Raw genomic sequence first — 18,226 nt, 5'->3', positions numbered from 1 at the left:
AATAAAGGGGAAAGATAGGAATGGCAGAATTAATGGATTGGAAAAATAGTGCTCGCGGGCATAAATTTATAGCTTCTTTTAGCGGAGGAAAGGATAGTGTCTTAGCTCTATATAAAGCAGTGAAGGTTGGAGAAGCAGTTGGATTGATCGTCATGCTGGAAGAAGAAGGGAAACGTTCCAGATCCCATGGAATGCCTCCGGAACTCATTCGTGCCCAAGCTAAATCTATAGGTTTGCCCGTATATACTGCAGCTGCAAGTTGGACAGATTATGAAAAAGTATTTATGTACCTTTTAGACAAAGCTAAAAATCAAGGAGCAGAAGTGTTAGTAACTGGAGACTTAGATATGCCTGCTCATGGCTGTTGGCATGAAAAGGTTACGAAGAATGCTGGATTAAAGCTTGGGATGCCTTTATGGGAAATGAACCATCGTGAAGCTGTCGAAGAGTTCATAAATCTAGGATTTGTAACGATAATTATAACTGTTAATTTATCATTGGGAATGCGAGAGAACGATTTAGGGCGAACATTAACCCATGAATACGTGAAGGAGCTTGAAGCCCGTGGTATTGACCCCTGCGGAGAAGGTGGAGAATTCCATACCACAGTAATAGATGGGCCCATTTTTAAATATCCTATTCCAGTTCGTAAATGTGAGATTATTAAGGACGGAGAATATGCTTTTTTGCCCTTGGAGCTAGATCAGATGGCGGACGGTGCAACTTTTTTATAACCGGTACGAATTTATTTCAAATCCACAGCTGATTATTTTCTAGGGCCAGACAATCGCTTTTGTCCGACGTTACGGCCGATTGCATTTTGTAATGATTAGATGGGAAATTTCATAGAGAACTTGAAGTCAGTGTATCTCTAAGTCATCTAATTATCCTTCAATAAAAGCCCCTTCGTTTTATCAACGAAGGGGCTTAAACAGCCAATTAATTATGAGCTTTTTCTAGAGCTAGTTTTATCCCAAAACCTATCAGTATCGCACCCGTTATTCCTTCAAAAATCGCTTGTGTTCTAGGCTTTTTCATAAAAGCACTAATCTGATTCAATAAATAGATATAAAATACAAACCACACTAAGGTTAATACGGTATACGTTAAACCCATTATAAGAAACGGTAAAAATGTATTGGTTCCATGGTCAACAAACTGTGGCAAGAAAGTTAAGAAGAAAACTGCCACTTTAGGATTCAGCAGGTTGGTAAGGAACCCTTGCTTAAAGCAAGACTGGTTTTCATACTTATTTTTGACAGCCGTTTCAGTGGTTGCTGCCACTTCCTTGTTTTTTAATCCCCATAACGTCTTGATACCTAGATATACCAAGTAAACGGCACCGACGTATTTGAAAATTGAAAATAATAAAGCGGATTTTACAATGATTGCTGAAAGGCCAAACACTGCAGCTGATGTATGAATAAGAAGTGCGCAACACGTACCAAACATCGTTTTAAAACCTCCCGTTGTCCCAACGGTAACGGTATTCCTTGTTGTTATTGCTGTATCTGGACCAGGTAGAATAATGAGAAGAATACACATAATCACAAACAAATAAAAGTTTTCCATTTATGGACCTCCATTCAAAGATGAAAATTCTAAAAATTGTTACATTTAATTTAACATAAATGAACGTAGTTTGGGGAGGTAAATAAGTAAGCCGAATTCCTGTAAGTAGTAGTTATGATCATGTGAAAAAACTATGAAACACAGCATTAATAACCTCTTAAATAAAGAATAAACTGAAATCTATCTATGATTTTGATTTTTTTTTATCGAACTAAGGGAGGAGATAAAAATGTTATGGGAAATTTTCTATAAGTAGGGGATGAATAGCAATTCTCCATGGGCACCTTAATTAAAAAAGATAAAAAAACAAGCCGAATCATTTTGTGACTCGGCTTGTTTTTTATTTAAACCTAGTGAAAATCTATTTCTTTTTAGGGTGATTTTTTCAACGCAGCACGTACCGGACTTCCATCTGCTTCAACTAATGGAAGTGGGAGGGCTGCCAATTCATAATCCCCTGGTAACACATCATCTAATACAAGCCCCTCCAAAATGTGAATTCCATGCTCAGCAAGTTCATGATGGGCAGACAGTTCTTTACTATCTAATGGATCTACTGATGGTAAATCAAGACCAATAAGGCGAACACCGAGTTCTGAAAGATAAGCCGCTAATTCTGGTTGGATATGAGGAATAGTTTGTGGAAACACACGACGATCCTTCCAGGCATCTGTGCGAATTAACAGACGGGTCACTCCTTCTAAATCTATACTGGATAATTCATGGACTCCTATGCTTGTCTTGTTTGGTAAATGGATGACTCGGGCACTTCCAATATATAAATCGAGATCCAGTTCAATCACTCTTTTTCCATCATTATCAAAATGAAAAGGTGCATCAATATGAGTACCAGTGTGTATACTCATATTGATTTGACCTACATTGACAGATCCACTTTCTTCTTTACTCCAATTGACTTTGTATGAGAAAGGTGTATCTCCAGGCCAGACTGCGACATTTTCATCCAGACGTTGTGAAATATCAATCCATGTACCCATGCATCTTACCTCCGTCTCTTCTAGCTATTGCTTTCTTTGCCGCTTTTTCAAAAAGAACAACCTACTTAATTCCTTATTATAGCTTCGTTCTTAGACTCCATAGTTCTGGGAAAAAGTGTTGGTCTAGAGCTCTTTTTAAATACGTAACACCTGATGATCCACCAGTTCCTTGTTTATGACCAATAATTCTTTCCACAGTACTCATATGATTAAAACGCCATAATTGCTGTTGATTGCCAATGTCCACTAACTTCTCGGCCAACTCATATAAGTCCCAATATTGCTCGACATCGCGGTAAACTGTCAGCCACGCTTCTTCTACACTGGTATTTGGTTCATATCTTTGTGACCAATCCCTATTAATAGCTTCTTGATCAACAGGTAGTCCACGGGCCACAAGAGCATTAATCGCCGCGTCATAAATACTTGGCTTATGAAGAGCCTGCTGCATTTGCTCGTATAGATCTGTCTGATGTTGATAGACTGATAGCGTATGGACATTTTTGTTACCTAGTGCAAATTCAATCAAACGATTCTGATAAGATTGGAATCCAGAAGATTGTCCTAGCTTATCCCTAAACTCCATGTATTCAGCCGGTGTCAAAGTTGAAAGGACACTCCATGACTGAATCAATTGCTGCTGAATTCTCGAAACGCGCGACAACATTTTAAATGATGGTTCCAAATTGTTATTGCGTATACACTGAGTAGCAGCTGTCAACTCATGTAAAATGAGCTTCATCCATAACTCACTCGCTTGGTGGATAACGATAAAAAGCATTTCATCATGATGATCAGAACATCTATGTTGACTAGTTAAAATCTTATCAAGGTGGAGATAATCTCCGTAAGACATCGATTTTTGAAAATCGGTTTGAATTTCTTTCTCTAGCCCAGTTATTGTTTGTTCATTGGTATCCATATTCTTCATTCCGCAATCCCCTCACTTTTCATATTCAAAAAACTGTGATTTCTCCATACTAGTTATTCCGTCATTCTATTCTATCTTCTCTTCCAGAGATTCCTCCACTACATTATGATTACTATTTCTTTTTTTCGAAACAAAATAAGCAACCGATAAAAATAGTAACCATGGAATCCCGAATTGAAGCATAATTTTGAAATCTGTAAACCATGTCGTAATCATTAAGCTAAATAGAAGAACGGCTCCTAGTATCGTTAAATAGGGAAAGCCGATCATCCTTACCGGTAATTTGCGTCCGCCTGTTTTCTCCCATTTCACCCTGAAAAACAAATGAGAAATGAAGATGATAAGCCATGTGAACATAGCACCGAACATGGAAATTCCCATCATGAATGCATAGGAGGAACCAGGAAGTAACGCATGAACGCCTGCAGCAATAAGAATCCCGGTTGTAGAGACAGCAAGTGCTTTTGCCGGAACCCCCCTTTTGTTTAGGTTTCCTAAAAAGCTGGGTGCATGTTTTCCACGAGCCAATGAAAACATCATACGTGTTGAAGCATAGAGCTGAGCATTCATGGCAGATAAAGCAGCCGTTAAAATAATAAAGTTCATGATCCCAGATGCACCTGGAATGTTCAAGATTTCCATCACTTTTACGAATGGACTCTCCTCGATCCCAGCCGTTTTCCACGGAACGATCATCAACATGATCCCAATTGTCAACACATAGAAGGTGGATAAACGGAAGACAGTCGCTTTCAATGCTTTTGGAACAGCTGCATCTGGATCTTTTGCTTCTCCTGATGTAACCGCTATCATTTCAGTTCCAAGAAAGCTGAATAAAGAAATAAATACGGCTATCCACATTCCCTTTAAACCAAATGGGAAAAAACCGCCTTCATTCACAAAGTTTTCCGGCCCTATATGTGGCTGTTCGGATGAACCGAATAGTACATAGGCTCCAAGGAGAATAAAACCAACAATGGCACTTATTTTAATAAAGGAGAACCAATACTCAAATGTAGCGAATGTATTCACGCTGGTAGCATTTACATAAATCAGGATACCTGCAAACAACAAAATCCATACGATTCCCGGCACGGTCGGAAACCAATAATTCATATACACGCTGACTGCACTTACTTCAACCCCAACAGCCAAAACATTGCCAATCCAATAGGAATAGCGGACAAGATAGCCTGCCATAGGAGTCATGTACTTTTCAGCAATAGCTCCAAAAGAACCGGAAGTAGGATGGGCAACCGTCATTTCGGCTAAACAGCCCATCAACAGCAAAACAATGAACGCCCCGAGTGCATAGCTGAGCAATACACTTGGCCCTGCCGCTTGAATGGCAAGCCCGCTGCCAAGGAATAGCCCTGTCCCGATGGCACAGCCCATCGCGATCATGGAAAGCTGATTTGTTTCTAAATCACGTTTTAACCCTTTCTCTGGCCCATCTTTAAAGTTCAATTGAGTATTTTTGTTCTCCATAGTTCATCCCCTTTTTATCCAAAAAGATTTTATCCTACCCTAATAGGCAGTGAGCTTCCACCTCTTTAAGCGTAGGCTAACCGAATATAATAACCGACTGATTCGATACTAACCATTAGAGGGATGAGCCTCATCTGGTGGAATTCCATGTTATGCGACCACTTCACGCTCATTCTTGAATTTTTCATATTGTTTTTCTGTCATGATTTTTTTGAGAATTTGTACCACTTCCCAAACTTCTGCGAAGGAAGTATAGAGTGCAACTGGAGCAAGACGTATGATGTTTGGTGCTCGGAAATCCGGAATCACACCGTTTTCTTTCAATGCCTTACAAATGCGTGCAGCTTCTTTATGCTCTAGGCTCACATGACCTCCGCGACGTACGTCTTCTCTAGGAGTTCCAATGAAAAACCCCATGTCCTTCAACTCGTGTTCAATTAAGTCTATTAAATATTGATTAATTTTAAGAGATTTTTCCCTAATATTCTCTATACCAGCTTCTATAAACATTTCTAAAGACCCAATCAAAGGTGCACAACTTAATACATGTGGCGTTCCAATTTGATACGCGCCTGCTGATTCAGCTGGTGTTAAAATATGTTCCATATCGAATTGTTTATCTTTTTTGGAGCCGAACCATCCAGCCAATCCAGGCATCGTTCCAAAATGTTTTCGATTTACATATAAGCCGCCAACACCGCCAGGACCGCCATTTAAATGTTTATAATTGCACCAATACGCAAAATCCACACCCCATTCACTGAATGAATGCGGGATCGCACCAATAGAATGACATCCGTCAAATCCAATTACTATTCCTCTTTTATGAGCTTCATCAGTTAATCGTTTCATATCCAATATTTGACCGCTGCGGTACAGTACTGTTGGCAAGACGATTAAGGCAATATCATCGGTCATTGCTTCGATAATATCATCCTCTTCAAGAAATCTTCCATCGCGACTTTTCACGCGGATGAGATCGGTTTCCGGATCGTATCCATGTGTACGCAGCTGACTTTGAAGAGCATAAATATCAGTCGGAAAGGTTAATTCATCTGCTAAAATTTTTGTGCGCATTCCTTCCGGCTTATAAAAAGTAGCTACAAGTTGATGCAGATTTACAGTTGTCGAGCCTGTTACAATAACTTCCTCAGGAGAAGCTCCCACTAATTGGGCAATCTTCGCGCCCAATTTCTCGGCCATGAAAAACCATGGGTGATTCCCTTGTGTCCATCCATCAATCCCATGTTCTTTCCAATCTTCCAAAGATTCCAAAAGAGTACGTTCCGCTCTTTTCGAAAGAAGCCCCAATGAGTTTCCATCCATATAGATCGAATTTGGCTTTAAATAAAACTCTTCACGATAACAACGAAGGGTATCTTCTTTATCCATTTGTTTTGCGTAATCTAATGTGTGTTGAAAGCCGTTTGAAAGCATAATTATCCTCCCTTATTCTATTTTTCTTATAATTCTAGGAGAATCGTACCAAAGAATATGACATGATGTCAATAAGTTAATTCAGAAAATTATAAACATTAAATTATTCAAATGTTTTTTATTTTTATTGAAATCCTTTATGCTAGAAGATAAGGGGAGGAATAGGCATGGATAATGGTAAAGTAGGGGATAAGCGACATTTGCGCTCAATTATGACACGTCAAAAGTTATTAGAAGCTGCAAAGGAAATATTTCTTGAAGAAGGTTTTCAAGCTGCGGTTATTTCCCAAATGATCAAAAAGGCAAACATCGGGTATGGAACGGCCTATGTTCATTTTAAAGGAAAAGAGGATCTTTTAATTGTATTAATGGAGAATGTTATGGATCAATTTTATGAAATTGCCGAGACCTCTTTCTTTCCAAAATCGAAGGACGAAGCAGAACGTATTATAAATAAACAAGCTAATGCTTTTTTAAAAATGGCAGAGGCTGAACGCAATATGATGCAAGTTTTCGAGCAGGCTATTGGGATTTCAACTGTTATATCAGATAAATGGAAGGCAATCCGTGTAAAGTTTATACAGCGAATTTCAAAGGACGTTGCCTATGCACAGCAAAATGGGCTAGCAAGAGCTGAATTAAACCATGAGCTTGTTGCAAGAGGTTGGTTTTTCGCAAATGAAATGTATCTTTGGGAAATTGTCCGAAACGAACATCAGAGTTCTGTCGAAGAAATTGCTAAAACCATCACGTCTGTTTACGTCGAAGGTCTTTATCTATAACTTTATTTTTAGACAATAAGCAATGAATATATATTTTACTAAAAGCATGCATGTCAAGTAATCTTCCGGTTTTATACAGTCGGAAGATTTTATTTTATTTAACCAAGGTTTTACAGCTACTTTAAAGGCTTTCCCACTACACACCTCTTATCGGAAACTTCTTATAACTAAAACCAGCTGAACTCACGAGTAATACTCCAAACTCACGAGTAAAGCAGCCAAATTCACGAGTAAAACGCCAAACACGAGTAAAGCAGCCAAACTCACGAGTAAAACGACCAAACTCACGAGTAAAGCAGCCAAACTCACGAGTAAAACGCCAAACTCACGAGTAAAGCGCCCAAACTCACGAGTAAAACGCCAAACTCACGAGTAAAACGCCAAACTCACGAGTAAAACGTCCAAACTCACGAGTAAAACGCCAAACTCACGAGTAAAGCAGCCAAACTCACGAGTAAAGCAGCCAAACTCACGAGTAAATCAGCCAAATTCACGAGTAAAACGCCAAACACGAGTAAAACGCCAAACTCACGAGTAAAGCGCCCAAACTCACGAGTAAAGCAGCCAAACTCACGAGTAAAGCAGCCAAATTCACGAGTAAACCTCTCAAATTCACGAGTAAAACGCCAAACTCACGAGTAAACCTCTCAAATTCAGGAACAAAACGCCCTCGTTAGTGTGGGGCTTAGTACTACTACGCCTTAAGTCTTATTTAAAAATATAGCTAAGGCTCATTATACGAACTTGCAAAACTAGATAAGATAGAAACAAGGAAAGGAGGACGAAAACAATGAAGAAATTTGGTTTATTTATTGTAGGGCTGATCGCATTATTTATCTTGCTAGCGAATGTGGGTCCATTAATCAGCTTGGCGATTTGCTTGGCTATTCTATATTTTGGATTCAAACAGTTCATGAAGTCCGAATCGACAGGAGCCAAAATTGCCTGGGGATCAATCTCCCTTATCGTGCTAATAGTTGCTGTTTCTCATATCCCAGCGATATTAGGACTGGTAGCAGCTTACGTTCTTTACCTCGTCTATAAAAAATGGAATGAAAATGATGAAATTGTATCGAAGGAAACAGACCCATTCTCGAATTTTGAAAGAGAGTGGAAAGAGTTAAATAAAAACTAGGAGAAGGGATGGAATTGGAATGAGTAATCTATTTTCAAGAATGAAACAAACGATTTCAGCGGATTTTCACGACTTGTTGGATAAAAAGGAGCAAAAAAATCCAATTGGAATGTTAAATCAATATCTGCGTCAATGTGAGCAGGAGGCAGAGAAGGTCGGAAAGCTGGTTGAACGTCAATATCTACTGAAAGAAGAGTTCACTCGTGAATATAGTCAAGCGCAAAATCTAGCTGAAAAGCGTAAACATCAGGCTGAAATTGCTAAGCAGGCTGGAGAAATTGATTTAATGGAATTCGCCTTAAAGGAAAACCTGCACTATGAAGATCGGGCGCTAAGTTTGAAGGAAGCGCAAAAAAGTGCAGAAGTTCAGTTAGATGAACTGGAGCGGAAATATGAAGAAATGAAGCATAAGCTCAAGGATATGCATCTTAAGAGAATGGAACTGATGGGCAGGGAGAATATTGCCCGGGCAAACCACCGGATCAATCGGGTTTTAAATGCTGGTAGCTCCGATGCCAAACCGATAGCGATGTTTGGTGAAATGGAGCAATATATCGATCGTATTGAGAATCAAGTCCATTCAGATTATAATCGACATACTATCGATGCCAGGATTGTCCAGCTTGAAAAGGAAATGGAACAGAAAGAAGCATAGTCGATTTCTTATTAAAGCTTTGCTGTTATCCCCCAACTACTTGGAATCGAAGGTGGGGGAAAACAGTCTGTTATAACGTGATAAATTCATGGTATTCTTAAAAGGCACGGGTTCCTGTGCCTTTTAAGAATATCATGATAACTTACAGAGGAGGCGAACCGATGTTGAACAAAATGAAAACAGATTATATGGGTTGGATCTTTCTCATCGGAATCGTCCTGCTTATTTTAGAGATTTCATTTAAGGGTGGAGGTCTCTTATTTTCCCTAGCATTTTCAATTGGACTTATCTATTTAGGAAGGAAATTTTCAAAACGGACAATCGGGAAAATCCTTTTTTTTATAGGAATAATAACTCTTATTATTACTGTCCTGAATATGTTCGTCTTTAGATTTTTCCTAATAGCAATTCTTATTTATCTATTACTTCTTTATTATCAATCGAAAAAAAATCCTGATTGGATCAATCCCATTTTAACCAATGAGGGGTTTGACGAAGAACGGATCAATAAAGAGCGATTATTGAAAACCAATTATCTATTTCAAAATAGGTTGTTCGGTCATCAACAAACGGCCGAACATGTATATGAATGGAATTCGGTAAATGTTCAGGGTGGGGTCGGTGATACAGTTATTGATTTAAGCCGGACGATTTTACCGAAAGACGACGCTGTCATTTCCATCAGAAATATAGTTGGTAATATCACAATCCTAGTACCGTATGGCATTGAAATCAGAGTCCATCATTCGGTCATTGCAGGTAGAGCACGGATTTTTGATAATAAGCCTGAATCCAGGGTATTTAATCAAATCTATTCCTATCAAACGGAAGGGTTCAATGAAACGGATCAAAAGGTTCATATCATCACTTCTATCTTAGTTGGGGATTTAGAGGTGAAGCGGGTATGAGTATACTGACACGTCAGATATTGAGTGCCCTTTGTGTTTCCTTCGTCCTATCCCTTGCCTTGCCGGCAGCGGTTTTCTTTGTTTTTCCTTTATCTGACTGGAGATTATTGTGGGATAAAGTGGTTATGGGGTTACCCTTCGTCATATTCCTGCCAAGTCTGGTCATTACGGTAGGGCTGATCTATGGAGTCGTTTCAGGGATGTTTTGGAAGAGGCAGCTGCAAAGGATGGATGAAGGGCTTTATTTACTTGAACAAGGCCGCTTACCTTCGCAACAGGAAATGTATCCAGTCCAAGAGATGGCTAAAATGGTTGAACGGATGAATCAGATCCAAAAGCATATCAATGAGCAGACAAAATTATCTCAAAAAATGGCGAATGAAAAGGCCATTGATCAGGAGAAACAGATCCAGGAAATTGTTTCACAGGAACGAAACCGTTTGGCGCGGGAACTGCATGATTCAGTGAGCCAGCAATTGTTTGCCGCTTCGATGTTCATGTCGGCCATTACAGAGTCACAATCTAATATGGAAAAAACAGAAATGAAACAATTCAAGGTAGTGGAAGAGATGATCCATCAATCTCAGCTCGAGATGAGGGCTTTATTGCTGCACCTGAGACCCGTTGCGTTAAAGGGAAAATCATTGCAGGAAGGAATGAAGGAGCTCCTCGAGGAATTGGCCCAAAAAGTGACGATGGATATAAATTGGAAGATGGAGCCCGTTACTCTGGATAAGGGGATTGAGGACCATCTGTTTCGGATTTTACAAGAATCGATTTCCAATACACTAAGACATGCAAAAGCGAGCTCGCTTGAAGTGCTATTGATCGTTCGTGATGAGTTGATCATTTTACGGATTACGGATGATGGCATCGGCTTTAACGTCGAGGAGTCGAAAACCGGATCATATGGTCTGCAAAACATGCATGAACGGGCTGTTGAATTAGGCGGAACGATGAAGCTGGTAAGTGTTCCGAATAAAGGAACACAACTTGAAGTGAAAATCCCATTATTAAATACTGGAGGTGATCATGATGATTAAAGTATTATTTGTCGATGATCATGAAATGGTAAGAATAGGGGTATCTGCCTATTTATCCGCACAGGCAGATATCGAAGTGATTGGTGAAGCGGACAATGGTTTGAAAGCTGTTGAACTTGCAATGGAGTTACGTCCAGATATCATTTTGATGGATTTGGTCATGCCGGAAATGGACGGCATAGAAGCGACTAAACGAATTATTGAAAAATGGCCTGAAGCAAAAATCATCATTGTGACAAGCTTCCTGGATGACGAAAAAGTGTATCCGGCATTGGAAGCCGGGGCGACAAGCTATATGTTGAAAACATCAAAGGCGAGCGAGATTGCGAGAGCCGTCCGTTCCACCTTTCAAGGGCAAAGTGTACTTGAACCTGAAGTGACCGGGAAAATGATGGAAAAGTTACGTCGCCCTCAGAAAACCCAGCTTCATGAACAATTGACAAACCGTGAAATGGAAATTTTATTGTTGATGACACAAGGGAAAACGAATCAGGAAATTGCGGATGAACTATACATAGCCCTGAAAACAGCCAAAGTACATGTCAGCAATATATTAAGTAAGCTTGCGGTGCAGGACCGCACCCAAGCAGTGATTTACGCATTTAAACATTCGCTCGTTCAAGAAGTAGAGTAAAGAGCGTCTATTTACGAAAAGATGAAAGTTTGTTATATTTAGGGAATTATCCCATCTTGTAAAAGTTCTTTCAAGGTTGCTGATTGCAGCCTTTTTTTTTCGGATAACGGGAAAGTAGGCAGAAGGCAGGTGAAATGATGTTAAGAGTTATCTTAGAATTATTTCGTATAATCACCATTATTTTTGTTATTGGAATGATAATGGGGTTCATCATTAATTCAATCTATGCGATTTTTGGTATAAACGTAGAGAATACCACGGGTGGATGGATTGTTGCTATGGGAATTTTTCCATTACTTTATGTACTCTATAAAAACCGGCTTCAATTTTCGGGGTTCTATAAAAATGGCGGACAAGTAAAACTCTCAAACAGGGCAACTACTTTACTGCTTTGCTCCTCTGTGCTAATGTTAACGGTTGCCCCTTTATTTCGCTAACGGAATGCAAAAAGAGCATGTTTTGATTAAGTTTAATCAAAACATGCTCTTTTTTATACAGTTATGTTTTCAGATTATACAGCTTCCTCTGCAGTATCGAGCCTCTTGCCATATATCCGATAAAGAACCAAAGCAAAGACCATTCCTATAAAGGAGATGGAGGAGATGAACAGGTAAAGAGTCTTGCCTCCGAAAGCCCCATATATTGCTCCGCCTATATAAGAAGCAATGATTCCCGAAACTCCAAAGAACAATAGCGCCAGTACGGTCTGGCCTGTGGCACGCCACTCCACCGGAACAATCCGATACAGGTACTGAATGGCAGCAGAGTAGAAGATCGGGAAAGTCAATATCTGCATGACTTGCAAATAAGCTAATAAATGTGGATCGGTAATCCAGGCAGAGACGAAGTAACGAATAAAGAAAAACGCAGCTGCGAACGAAATAATAATGATTTCCTTACCTTTACGCAGCCACCAGAAGCTTAAGGCGAAAACAACAATTTCACTTCCTGCTGCTAAGAACCAGGTTAAGCCCACAAGCTTGGCACTTCCTCCAAGTTCACGGATATATACTCCGAGGAAAGTATCATTCATCCTTGCTGGAACAGCACAGATAAAGACCAATAACAAGAAAAGAAGAGTCTCTTTATTACTGAAAAAATGCTTAAGGCTCTTTAAGGTGACAGGTTTCCCTGAAACGGGTGCATCAGGCATCATCCAGCTGACAATGAAACTGATCAAACCTATGACGGCAAAAAGGAAGGCCAGGCTGTTTGCTCCGAAATATGACATAACATAGCCAGTGATCAGCGAGATGACCGCATAACCCAATGCACCATATGTCCGGATGGAACCGTAACTGATCCCAGATTTCTCCGCAATGGTAAAGTTGAGGCTTTCCGTCAGGGGATCGATCGGCATCAGAAAGAAATAAAGCAGCATGGCAAACAGGATGAGTTGAAGATAACTGCTTGAGTCATATAGAAAATATCCGATTACGCTCGAGAAAAAGATAAGTAACAACAGGACTTTACGTATAGTCCTCGTTTTGTCGCTGATCATTCCCCATAAAGGCTGGGTAATGAGGGTGACAAAACCTCCTGTACCAATGATGAATCCGATTTGGGCTGGACGCAAACCTTGATCAGCCAGATAGACTGGGAGAAACGGAATGAAAATGGCAAGCAGGCCAAAATATAAAAAGTTAAAACTTTTTAATAATCGTAGTGCTTTCATAAAAAGTATGATACCTCACGTGTTCTATAGATTGGTTTAATTTCAACTTTGTTATTGTAACATTGATGACAGTTTTTGAAAAAATAGATTTTATTTTTATGGATGGAAATAGACAGATAGAGTTGGTTTCGAGGTTTGGAAAATCGTCACTTTTACTTTTTGAAAATGGATGTAAATGATAGAATTAACACTTATTGTTAATGAGGGAGAGTGGAATAAATAATGGATCAAGACACAAAAGTGATTCAAGAGTTGCAGGTATTGAAGCAAAAAGTCGGTCATCTTGAAGACTTATTAACGGAGCAAGCGAATAAAAAAGAGAAGGTAGGACCAGTTCGTACCTTTATTGATGCTATAGTATCTTTGTTATTTGGCTTAATTGTTGTTGGACCGGTTGTTGTGGTCGTCGTTGGGGTTTTAATGGTTGTTGCATCATGGTTAGGGACAGAGTTTTAATACTTGAGGTGAGTATTAGGGAAATTTAGAAGCGGAGGAAAATAGATTGGTAGATTTAAATATCTTTTTAGCATTTAGCGCAGGAATACTTTCTTTTATATCTCCATGTTGTTTGCCTTTATATCCTGCTTTTTTATCTTATATTACAGGTTTTACAGTTAGTGAGTTAAAAGAAGAAAGTAACAAATTAAATCGTAAGGCACTGTTTCATACCTTTTTCTTTTTGGTCGGATTTTCAATCATTTTTGTGGTGCTAGGGCTTTCGACATCGTTTTTTTATGAACTGTTTTATGAATATATTGATTTTATTAGACAAGCAGGAGCCATTTTAATCGTTATGTTTGGACTAATCATTGTCGGAGTTTTTCAGCCGAAATTTTTAATGATGGATAGGAAAATAACCTTTAAAAGCCGTCCATCTGGCTATCTAGGTTCTGTTTTGATCGGAATAGGATATGCAGCTGGATGGACTCCTTGTGTGGGTCCGATATTAGGTGCCGTAATGACCCTTGGGTTATATACGGGACAAGGCTTATTATATATGATTGCTTATATCCTTGGATTTTCAATACCTTTCTTTATCATGTCATTTTTTATCGGAAAATCAGGCTGGATAAGGAAGTATAATCATAACTTCACTAAAATTGGCGGATATTTCACGATTGTTATGGGTGTTTTCTTGTTTTTTGATTGGATGACTAACATGACTTCTTTCCTAACAAATTATGTATTTGGAGGCTTTACTGGTTTCTGAGTATCATGCATCATACTTACTAAATGAGCTAATGATTTGCTAATTTTAATAAAGAAAAGAGGGTGCCCCTAACTATTCGGCGGTATATCCTCTTTTCGGAAGAATTAGGATAAAGTTAAGAACAAATCATTTAAATATATAATGCAAAAAAAGGACTGTTACTGCAAGTTTGTATCTTTTCTCGATTGAAAGAGAATCATTTTCTTTCATGAATTTTTCGATATCTTCACACTCAAGATTAGAGAATAAGGAGATCGTCTCTACTGGTATACCAAATTCATTGTTCAGTGCTTGAGTTATAGCGGTGACCCTTTCATTTGCATCGGTTGAAGGAATCCCTATGACTAAAAGGCCCACTAAATCTATTAGGTCCATCATTTCTGTTTGAGTTATCGAGGATTGAATATTATGACCATTTGCAAAATCTAAAATGACTTGTTCAGATATTCCGGTAATTTTACTTAATGATGCTGCGGGCATTTTATAATCATTTAGAAGAGTTTTTAATAACTCTTTAGGTTCATGACCAATCATCTTGAATAACCCTCTTTCACTTTTAACTCTATTATATATGGAAGTAGACAATATAATAATATATTGTCTACTTATTTTTTGAAAAATATCCCTTATTTAGAAACCCAAGTAATGTAATTTGGAACCGTATAAGAAACAACTTTACCGAGGAAAGTTGCTGATCCGGTTAATTGTGCACTATATCTATTATTATATAGCGCTTTATATGAAACAGCCCCGCTAAACCCTGAAACTGAAGTTCTCCCAGAGGATAACCCTGAAGTAAGATTTGTAATAAGCATAGTACCAGTAAAACCAGTTGCTGGTATAGACATAGTTATTTTGTATCTAACTTTACTTCCTTCGGCCCATAAATTTAGAACACCTCCGGGGCCAGGAAAGGCTATTGTTGGTTGGATAAGGTTGTTACTTGAATTGGCAGGAACTAGAACTAAAGGAATAGTAGCTACTTCACCTTCAGCTAATTTAATTTCTGATAAATCAACAGAGAAAGAATAGTCATCACCTGAATTTTTACCTTCTACTGTATCGTTCGATATCAAGTCAGACGAACCAAAATTTTGTTGTTCTTCTGCAAAAACTGATGATGTAGCCATAATCATAAATACTACTAAGATACTCATAAACCATTTGCTCATTCTATCATCTCCCTGTAGAATTTTTATTTTCTACTTCATGATAACATAGGTCTATTTAACTAGTTATGTTTTTTGTAAAATTCATAAAATTTCAAAAGTTTATATTGATATATATGGTTAGATTTTCAATATTTCTGTTGGGTTATGAGTTTCATATAGGGTGTTAAGATTTGATATAGAATTAATCGGTGATTTGCAAGTAACTTTAGAAGGTTCATAAAAAGAAATGAGAAGTGAGTCACATTGGGATAGCACTACGTTTAGGAGACAATCAAACTGCAGATATACTCCCTATTATTTAGGTGAAAATGCTTAATTTCTAGGGAAGTTGATGATCTGTAAATCCGGCACCATCTAACCAAAAATCAGTTTGCCATATACTTTTAATCTGCTATAGTGTTACGTTTTAACGCCTAAAAGCTACAGAGGTAGGATACTAAATTAGCATATATGTAAAAGAGTGATCAAATGAGCAAATCAATAATCTCCCGTTTTCCCCAGAAGGTTGGTAGGCTTCTTTTATACTATCCTTTGGGCAAACAAAATCTTAAAGTTTCTGTGATAACGAATCATACTTAATTTTAAATAGTATTTTACTGATTTTATATAGCTAGTTCACCACAATTCACTAAGATTTGTTTCTTTTAAAATGTTATTCTAAAAAAATTATTGACAAATTTACATCGAATCCGTATAGTATTGGATATTATTAAAAATATTCAGATATAATTTTCAAAACGCAAAGATCAGGAGTAGTAAAAGCAAATTATTCGGTAAAGAGAGCTGCGGGGTGGTGTAACGCAGTCCAATAATACTTTGAACTTGCCTGGGAGTGGTAAAGCGAAAGATTAGATTTAATCTATTCTCTTGTTTTAACGATTAACCTTCGTTACAAGGTTTTTAAAGCAGGGTTCAAAAGAACCAATAAGAGTGGTACCGCGGTAAGCTTAAGGCATATCGTCTCTTTCTTCATTTGATTATGAAGGAAGAGACGATATGCCTTTTTTGATTTTTTGGGGGGTAAGGATATGGAAACGGACAAACGGAATTTACAGAGGACAATGACTTCACGGCATATTACGATGATGGCATTAGGCGGTGCTATTGGAGCAGGTTTATTCAAAGGAAGCAGTTCAGCCATTGATATGGCAGGCCCATCCGTAATTATTGCGTACTTAATTGGTGGAATCATCTTATTATTCATTATGCAAGGTTTAGCTGAGATGGCGGTCCGCAATAGCGGTGCAAGAACATTCAGGGACTTAGTTCAATCGATCCTAGGAAAGTATCCTGCCTATTTTCTAGATTGGATTTATTGGAAAATGTGGGTATTGAACATAACGGCAGAATCCGTCGTTGCAGCGATTTTCATTCAATATTGGCTGCCTGGATATCCAATTTGGATACTGGCATTAGCTGTTTCTGTGTTAGTTACAGCGATTAACTTGCTGTCGGTAAAGGTTTTTGCTGAAACGGAGTACTGGCTTGCGTTAATTAAAATTACCGTCATTATTGTGTTCATCATGGCTGGATTATTGTTACTGCTCGTAACTTTTGGTGATCATACAGCCGTCGGTTTCTCTAACTTGACTGACCATGGTGGTTTCTTTCCGAATGGATCAACAGGTTTAATCACTGCGATGCTTGTTGTGATCTATTCATATGGTGGTACTGAAATTATTGGGGTCACGTTAGCTGAAACGAAAAATCCCGAAAAAGTGGTTCCAAAAGCCGTTCGCAGTACATTGGTTAGGATCATATCTTTCTATATCATTCCATTTTTCATCATCGTTAGTTTAATTCCTTGGAACGAAGTAAACGGGGTGCCTGAAAGTCCGTTTGTGATGGTCTTTCAAATGATAGGGATTCCAGGTGCCGACCATATTATGAACGCAGTTGTTCTACTAGCGATCATTTCATCGATGAACTCTGGACTGTATGGTTCATCTCGCGTTTTGTATACACAAGCCGTGGACGGTCGCATTCCGAAAATCTTTTCACGTTTATCCAAGAAGAAAGTTCCTGTTTACGCAATATTAATGTGTACTTCAGCTTTATATGGCGGTGTACTGATTTCCTTATTTGCTGGAAGCAAGACCTTCGATTTCCTAATGGGATCGCTGGGATATACCGTATTATTTATCTGGTTAATCATAGCTATAGCTCATTTGAAATCACGTAAAAAGCATCCTGAAAAAACAAGTGCCTATTCGGTTAAATGGTTCCCTTATACAACTTGGGCTGCGATCATCGCATTAATAACGATCCTGATTGGAATCATTTTCACGACATCCATCATCGTAACGATTATTACACTTAGCATCTACTTCTTTATTACCTTAACTTATGTATGGAAAAGACGCTTTAATAAAATCTAGAAGGAAGAGGGATGAATAACCCTTTTTCTCTTATAGGTACAGTTCCAGTTTCATATGGTCAAGAAAAGTATTATCGAACGAATGAGAGAGTTGGATTAAGCAACTTATTTAAGCCATGGTATATATTAACATACCATGGCTTTTTTTATCATGAGAAGGTCTATTATTAGAAAGAGTCAAAGATATCCATTTAATAGTTCCTGGGAAT

Annotated in this window: 19 protein-coding genes and 1 other annotated feature; of the genes, 11 read left to right on the top strand and 8 right to left on the bottom strand. The window is 38.4% G+C overall.

The window, feature by feature from the left end:
• The first annotated feature begins 20 nt into the window (after positions 1 to 20).
• Entirely contained in the window at positions 21 to 734 is a 714-nt protein-coding gene (locus AKG34_RS18955; RefSeq protein WP_053347529.1) for a Dph6-related ATP pyrophosphatase, read from the top strand.
• Between the two features lie 205 nt (positions 735 to 939).
• Here the strand turns inward: AKG34_RS18955 and AKG34_RS18950 are convergent, their stop codons facing one another.
• The 5 genes from AKG34_RS18950 to kynU all read right to left on the bottom strand — a co-directional run bounded on the left by AKG34_RS18950 (position 940) and on the right by kynU (position 6,426).
• Complete coding sequence (locus AKG34_RS18950) at positions 940 to 1,572, bottom strand: LysE family translocator (RefSeq protein ID WP_053347528.1); 633 nt, start codon at positions 1,570 to 1,572, stop codon at positions 940 to 942.
• A gap of 371 nt (positions 1,573 to 1,943) precedes the next feature.
• Positions 1,944 to 2,570: an arylformamidase gene (kynB, locus tag AKG34_RS18945; RefSeq protein ID WP_053347527.1), complete on the bottom strand. Its 627-nt coding sequence runs from the start codon at positions 2,568 to 2,570 to the stop codon at positions 1,944 to 1,946.
• 76 nt (positions 2,571 to 2,646) lie between these two features.
• Positions 2,647 to 3,492 (bottom strand): tryptophan 2,3-dioxygenase, encoded by an 846-nt coding sequence (gene kynA, locus AKG34_RS18940; protein WP_180319948.1) that lies wholly within the window; start codon positions 3,490 to 3,492, stop codon positions 2,647 to 2,649.
• A gap of 75 nt (positions 3,493 to 3,567) precedes the next feature.
• Positions 3,568 to 4,989 carry an amino acid permease gene (locus AKG34_RS18935; protein WP_053347525.1) on the bottom strand — a complete coding sequence of 474 codons (1,422 nt, stop codon included), beginning with the start codon at positions 4,987 to 4,989 and terminating at the stop codon, positions 3,568 to 3,570.
• A 150-nt stretch (positions 4,990 to 5,139) separates the two neighbouring features.
• Positions 5,140 to 6,426, bottom strand: coding sequence for a kynureninase (gene kynU / locus AKG34_RS18930; RefSeq protein ID WP_053347524.1), 1,287 nt, complete (start codon positions 6,424 to 6,426; stop codon positions 5,140 to 5,142).
• Positions 6,427 to 6,593: 167 nt separating this feature from the next.
• On the opposite strand from kynU, the gene AKG34_RS18925 reads away from it, so the two are divergent.
• The 7 genes from AKG34_RS18925 (at position 6,594) to AKG34_RS18895 (ending at position 12,020) form a co-directional block, all read left to right on the top strand.
• Positions 6,594 to 7,208 (top strand): TetR/AcrR family transcriptional regulator, encoded by a 615-nt coding sequence (locus AKG34_RS18925; protein ID WP_053347523.1) that lies wholly within the window; start codon positions 6,594 to 6,596, stop codon positions 7,206 to 7,208.
• 790 nt (positions 7,209 to 7,998) lie between these two features.
• Entirely contained in the window at positions 7,999 to 8,343 is a 345-nt protein-coding gene (locus tag AKG34_RS18920; RefSeq protein ID WP_053347522.1) for a lmo0954 family membrane protein, read from the top strand.
• A 19-nt stretch (positions 8,344 to 8,362) separates the two neighbouring features.
• Positions 8,363 to 8,998 (top strand): PspA/IM30 family protein, encoded by a 636-nt coding sequence (locus AKG34_RS18915; protein WP_053347521.1) that lies wholly within the window; start codon positions 8,363 to 8,365, stop codon positions 8,996 to 8,998.
• A gap of 161 nt (positions 8,999 to 9,159) precedes the next feature.
• Positions 9,160 to 9,906, top strand: coding sequence for a cell wall-active antibiotics response protein LiaF (gene liaF, locus AKG34_RS18910; RefSeq protein WP_053347520.1), 747 nt, complete (start codon positions 9,160 to 9,162; stop codon positions 9,904 to 9,906).
• Entirely contained in the window at positions 9,903 to 10,949 is a 1,047-nt protein-coding gene (locus AKG34_RS18905) for a sensor histidine kinase (RefSeq protein WP_053347519.1), read from the top strand. The genes liaF and AKG34_RS18905 overlap by 4 nt, the downstream gene beginning before the upstream one ends.
• Positions 10,942 to 11,583: a response regulator transcription factor gene (locus AKG34_RS18900; RefSeq protein ID WP_053347518.1), complete on the top strand. Its 642-nt coding sequence runs from the start codon at positions 10,942 to 10,944 to the stop codon at positions 11,581 to 11,583. The genes AKG34_RS18905 and AKG34_RS18900 overlap by 8 nt, the downstream gene beginning before the upstream one ends.
• A 134-nt stretch (positions 11,584 to 11,717) precedes the next feature.
• A complete protein-coding gene (locus AKG34_RS18895) occupies positions 11,718 to 12,020 on the top strand; it encodes a hypothetical protein (RefSeq protein WP_053347517.1) in 303 nt (100 codons plus the stop codon).
• Positions 12,021 to 12,094: 74 nt separating this feature from the next.
• On the opposite strand, the gene AKG34_RS18890 is transcribed toward AKG34_RS18895, so the two are convergent.
• Complete coding sequence (locus AKG34_RS18890; RefSeq protein ID WP_053347516.1) at positions 12,095 to 13,258, bottom strand: MFS transporter; 1,164 nt, start codon at positions 13,256 to 13,258, stop codon at positions 12,095 to 12,097.
• 222 nt (positions 13,259 to 13,480) lie between these two features.
• Between AKG34_RS18890 and AKG34_RS18885 the strand changes: the two genes are divergently transcribed.
• Positions 13,481 to 13,714 (top strand): hypothetical protein, encoded by a 234-nt coding sequence (locus tag AKG34_RS18885; protein ID WP_053347515.1) that lies wholly within the window; start codon positions 13,481 to 13,483, stop codon positions 13,712 to 13,714.
• Between the two features lie 46 nt (positions 13,715 to 13,760).
• The gene (locus tag AKG34_RS18880) at positions 13,761 to 14,468 is read left to right on the top strand and encodes a cytochrome c biogenesis CcdA family protein (RefSeq protein ID WP_053347514.1); all 708 of its coding nucleotides are present in this window, start codon (positions 13,761 to 13,763) and stop codon (positions 14,466 to 14,468) included.
• Positions 14,469 to 14,594: 126 nt separating this feature from the next.
• Here the strand turns inward: AKG34_RS18880 and AKG34_RS18875 are convergent, their stop codons facing one another.
• Together AKG34_RS18875 and AKG34_RS18870 are read right to left on the bottom strand one after the other, a co-directional pair.
• Positions 14,595 to 15,002 carry an HTH domain-containing protein gene (locus AKG34_RS18875; RefSeq protein WP_053347513.1) on the bottom strand — a complete coding sequence of 136 codons (408 nt, stop codon included), beginning with the start codon at positions 15,000 to 15,002 and terminating at the stop codon, positions 14,595 to 14,597.
• 92 nt (positions 15,003 to 15,094) lie between these two features.
• Positions 15,095 to 15,640, bottom strand: a complete 546-nt coding sequence (locus tag AKG34_RS18870) for a hypothetical protein (protein ID WP_053347512.1) — start codon at positions 15,638 to 15,640, stop codon at positions 15,095 to 15,097.
• 733 nt (positions 15,641 to 16,373) lie between these two features.
• Positions 16,374 to 16,608 (top strand) — a binding site (T-box leader).
• Between the two features lie 60 nt (positions 16,609 to 16,668).
• Between AKG34_RS18870 and AKG34_RS18865 the strand changes: the two genes are divergently transcribed.
• On the top strand, positions 16,669 to 18,018 hold the full coding sequence (locus AKG34_RS18865; protein ID WP_053347511.1) for an amino acid permease: 1,350 nt from the start codon (positions 16,669 to 16,671) through the stop codon (positions 18,016 to 18,018).
• Positions 18,019 to 18,226: the final 208 nt, after the last annotated feature.

The organism is Peribacillus butanolivorans (assembly GCF_001273755.1).
GTDB lineage: Bacteria > Bacillota > Bacilli > Bacillales > DSM-1321 > Peribacillus > Peribacillus butanolivorans.
Note: the sequence above shows the minus strand (reverse complement) of the source record. Positions and strands in the feature narration are given on the sequence as shown.